Below are 3,423 nucleotides of genomic sequence, written 5' to 3'. Positions count from 1 at the left end.
CCGCGAGGTGGACAGGTCCGGCTCGATCATGGGTTACTGTTGACGTATTCGATCCTGAGATGGCCGGAGACCACCTGACCCAGGGTGGCCGGCCCCTGTCATCGGCCGCATCGAAGACCCTGAAATGACTGACACGACCCCTACCCAGCCGGCTTACTGCACGAATATCCCGATGTCTCGCGTCCTGCTGTTCCTGTCCCTCTTCCTGTACTCGATCACGGCGCTTGCCGTAGGTCCGAACAGCCACATTCCGCAAGCGGAGAATGAGTGCGTCGTCCTGGTTCACGGTCTTGGACGGACCGAGCACTCCTTCCTGCTCATGGAAGAGCTGCTGCCTGCTGCGGGTTACCTCGTGGTCAACCTCGACTACCCATCGCGCGCGATGACGATCGACGAGCTTCTGGGCCACGTGACCGAAGCGGTGGCCTCCTGCGAGAAACGGACGGTCAATTTCGTCACCCATTCGATGGGCGGCATCCTGGTGCGCCGATGGCTGGGCCTGCATGATGTCCAAGCCTTGGGTCGCGTCGTGATGCTGGCGCCACCGAACAGGGGGTCCGAAATCGTCGATGAACTGGGTGACCTGGGCATTTACCGCTTTCTGACCGGCCCGGCCGGACTCGAGCTCGGCACTGGCCCTGATGGTGTCCGGAGCCTCCTCGGTCCGGTGGACTTCGAGCTGGGGGTGATCGCCGGGAACCGGTCGCTGAACCCGTTCTTCTCCGGCATCATCCCGGGCGAGGACGACGGCAAGGTGTCGGTCGAGAGCACCACGGCTGTCGGGATGGCGGATCACATCGTGCTGCCGACGACCCACACCTTCCTGATGAACAACCCCCTGGTCATCGCACAGACGATCATCTTCCTCCAGCGTGGCCGGTTCGAGCACGACCTCACTTTTCGGGAGCTGATGCGCCGGCTGACGGGTCGTTGAAACACCCATACGATCCACGGTGGTCGCCTGCCTGGAGAGGGTACGCTTGCTGCCCCCGAAGGCGCCGGTGTTGCGCGGCCCTCCCCCGCCGCCTTGTCGCGAACACGATGCGACCACTGCTGTAAACGATGGCCGCAGAGGTGACCGCAAGCGGGCCGGTAACGTATCGTTTCTCCATGCCGCCCCCGAACCCGTCTGCCCCGTCGCTGTTGTTGCTCTCCGGCGGTATCGAGAGCGCTGCGTTGCTGTACCGGCTTCGGCAGCGTGGGGAACCGGTCCATGCCCTGTGGGTCGACTATGGCCAGCGCAATGCCCGACGCGAGCAGGCGGCAGCAGCGAGTCTTTCCGAGGCCTGTGGTACCCCGCTGCAGACCATGGATCTTTCGGGACTGCGTGATCACTTCACCCGCGACTCCGAATGGGTGCGCCATGTCCCGCTGCCGCAGCGCAATCTCGCGGTGCTCGCCCTGGCGGTCAACCTGGCCCAGCATCTCGGTGCCCGGCGCATCCTGCTCGCCCTGAACCGCGATGATCAGGACCACGGACCCGGAAGCCAGCCAGCCTTCCTGCAGGCCTTCACGAATCTTGCAGGGACGCTGGTGCCGGGTCTGGAGGTCCTCGCGCCCCTGCACGACCTCGACAAGGCGGAGGTGATCCGCAGTGCTGCATCCACGGGCATCGACTGGACGCAGACCTGGAGCTGCCTGCTCGATCGCCCCCAACACTGTGGCCGTTGCCCGCAATGCGCGGCCCGACAGGCCGCCTTCGCTGCCGCCGGCGTTGCCGACCCGACGGACTACCTCCATCGGCAGGACAGCGGGGACCGGTGAACAACCATGCCGTCCGAACGCGGGTTCGCATCGGTGGCGGGGCCACTCGGGATAGCAGCGGAATCCGGTTCCCCAAACGAAAAAGGCCCTCCGAAGAGGGCCCCGCTATCATCGAACGCTGGCGATCAGTTGGAGAAGAAACGCACGTTCGGATCCGCCATGTAGGCGCCGACTTCTTCCGGGTCCGCCGGGGTGATGCCATCAAGCAGGTCGGCCTCGGTATAATCCGTGTTCGGCAGGAAGATCGCGCAGGTCTCAACGGTGGCTCCGTGGTTGATCAGGTTCATCAACAACTGCTGCGCGTTGCGATCGGCCGGCTGCATGGTCGCACCGTCGAAGTCTTCGGTTGCCATGGTTGCGGCCGGACCACACAGCAGGACGCGGATCTCCTGACCCTGACGCATGCTCTGATTGGCCAGCACCATGGACATGAATTGGGTGTGGTCATCGCCCGAGGTGACGCTGACGAACAACTTGGAGTGTTCGTCCGCCTGCACACTCGCCCCGGCACTGGCGACGGCGAGAAGGGCGGAAACGGCTAGAGTCTTGATGGCTCGCATGGAGTCTCCTGGTTGTGTCTGAAATGCAAAATATTGGATATAAGAAAAATCTGATTCATGGTGCAAAATAACCCACGCTTAACGCGTTTCTCGGACGGGTTTTTCTTGCATAGTAAAACGCGGTTCACCGCCGTTTCTGTGCAATACAACACTGCGGCCTCTTTCATCCTGATACCTGATTATCACGGAAGCTCCGCAGAGTATCCCTTCGCGCGCGAGGCGCGTTCCTACGGGGCCTTGCCCTCGTAGGAGCCTGTCTTGCAGGCGAAGGTTTTGGCGGTTTCACTGCGGTCAACGCGATTTTCCCCGCCTGCGGACGCTTCGCGCGTGACACCGCCGGCCCACGCCCGCCACGCAAAAGCGCGCGGCCGGACCGGCATTGGGGGCCGCCGGGCTTAACGATCGTCGGGTGCCGCGGCCGGCGACTCCGGTTCCATGGCACCTTCGGTATCGGGTGGCCTTTGCATATCGCCCTCCGGCGACCTGGGAGTGCCCATACCACCCTCTGGCGGTGGGGCGCCCATACCATCGCCTTCAGCAGGCGGAGCCTCCATGCTACCGTCCGGCGGTGGAGCTTCCTCGGCCGGCGGGAGCCACTCCTCTTGCTGCTGCTCCATTCCTGGTTCATCAGCCGGTTCGAATGGCTCGTCCACCTCCCCGCAGCCCACTAGCAGGGCGAGCGGAGCTGCGGCGAGCAGACCCAGTGTCTTCTTCACGTGTCGCATATTGGAACTCCTGTTGGGACCAGACCCGGTCAGCAGCGGCGTCGCCAAGCACGCCGATGCCATTGCCAGGATAAAATGAATAATATCAGTGGTTTGTTGTGAGCCCGCGCGCGCTTTGGCGTCGTATCATCAATTACTCCTGTGGACCTGGTGATATGACTCCCCTCACATGTTGCATGCGACGTGCCAATTTGATGTTCAGCTTTCCATTCTGCTTTTCTGACAATAACTTACGCATCGAATCGCGGCATTTCCGCGACCATCAGAGGGCGGAGTGAGCGTGTCACATCGATACACTGAGTCACCCTGGCGGTGTCAGAACGACACTGTCCTACTCCCATCGACCCAGGGGCGAGAAGGGCGGGTTCGGTCTG

At 62.7% G+C, this 3,423-nt stretch carries 3 protein-coding genes; 2 read left to right on the top strand and 1 reads right to left on the bottom strand.

Features of this window, described 5'->3' with window-relative positions:
• Positions 1–172 precede the first annotated feature (172 nt).
• Together EA346_RS06590 and EA346_RS06585 are read left to right on the top strand one after the other, a co-directional pair.
• Complete coding sequence (locus EA346_RS06590; protein WP_296756880.1) at positions 173–934, top strand: alpha/beta fold hydrolase; 762 nt, start codon at positions 173–175, stop codon at positions 932–934.
• 176 nt (positions 935–1,110) lie between these two features.
• Entirely contained in the window at positions 1,111–1,764 is a 654-nt protein-coding gene (locus EA346_RS06585; RefSeq protein ID WP_296756883.1) for a 7-cyano-7-deazaguanine synthase, read from the top strand.
• A gap of 125 nt (positions 1,765–1,889) precedes the next feature.
• On the opposite strand, the gene EA346_RS06580 is transcribed toward EA346_RS06585, so the two are convergent.
• Positions 1,890–2,324 (bottom strand): DsrE family protein, encoded by a 435-nt coding sequence (locus EA346_RS06580; RefSeq protein WP_296756878.1) that lies wholly within the window; start codon positions 2,322–2,324, stop codon positions 1,890–1,892.
• Between the last annotated feature and the right edge of the window lie 1,099 nt (positions 2,325–3,423).

The organism is Thioalkalivibrio sp. (assembly GCF_007692535.1).
GTDB lineage: Bacteria > Pseudomonadota > Gammaproteobacteria > Ectothiorhodospirales > Ectothiorhodospiraceae > Thioalkalivibrio.
The sequence above is the reverse complement of the archived record's forward strand: the minus strand, read 5'-3'. Positions and strand labels throughout refer to the sequence as shown.